At 59.5% G+C, this 1,015-nt stretch carries 1 protein-coding gene; it reads right to left on the bottom strand.

The window, feature by feature from the left end:
• Positions 1-1,015, bottom strand: a 1,015-nt coding sequence (locus ACR0P8_RS10100) for a C1 family peptidase (protein WP_432624905.1), incomplete at both ends; no start/stop codon positions are given.

Raw genomic sequence — 1,015 nt, 5'->3', positions numbered from 1 at the left:
GACGTATTCGGTGAACCAGTCGTCGCTCATGGTGAAGTAGCCCTTGTCGGCGATCTTGTCTCCCCACGAGTTCTCCACACGCCAACGGCGGGTGGTGTGGCCATCCTCATCCACATCCACACCGACGAACGCCATCGCGTGATTCATCGCGGAATCGCCGAAACGGACACGCTGTTCCTTGTCCAGATCGAAATCGACGCCATACACGCGGCCATACTCGAACAGGTCGGTGGCCCACGCGCCGTTCTCACGGTCCATCATCGGATGGCAGTCAGCGCCGAACCATACCGGAATGCCCTGTTCCTGAAGAATCTGACGCACGCAGTCCTTCATGAACTGGTTCGGCACGTTGAGGTACTCGGTCGGGTCTCCCCCGGCCACGTTGCCCAGATGCTCGATGCCGATCTTCTTGCCCTTGACGTGCTCCTGACGCGGATCGTCCACCAGGCAGACATAGCTTTCCAAATCGGCGGAACCCACATATTTCTTCCAGAACTCGACAGGCGTGATCTCGCCATCGCGGTGGAACTCGCCATCCTTGTCGGTCCACTCCCAATCGAAGCTCTTCGGCGGCTCGCCCAAGTGAATCGTCAGAATACGGTGACCGGCGGCGACCGCATCGGCGATGATCGCATCGATCGCGGACGGATCAGCGTACATATGCGCAACCGCGGTGTGCAGCATGCGGCGCAGCTGCACGTTCATCTCACCGGTGTTCTTGGAGGATTCGGTCTCCGGGAACAGATCCTTCGGCACCGCGCCATACTTCTTGTACACGTTCATGGCCATGGTCCACTGGCCGCCGTCGCCCATCACGTCGGACAGCAGATGCTGCATCAGACGCGAATCGGCAGGCTCGCCGGCCTCTACCAGAGCCGCCACGTCCTTCAGGAAGTAGTTGACGCGTTCGAGCTTGTCGTAGTACATGGCGTAGTTCTGGGAGAACTCGAACTCCTTGAGACCCATGTTCTGCTTGGCCACGAAACGGGCCACGTTCAGAGAGCTGAACAGCCAG

Source organism: Bifidobacterium sp. (assembly GCF_050874245.1).
Taxonomy (GTDB): Bacteria; Actinomycetota; Actinomycetes; order Actinomycetales; family Bifidobacteriaceae; genus Bifidobacterium.
This window is presented reverse-complemented; position numbering and strand designations above follow the sequence as displayed.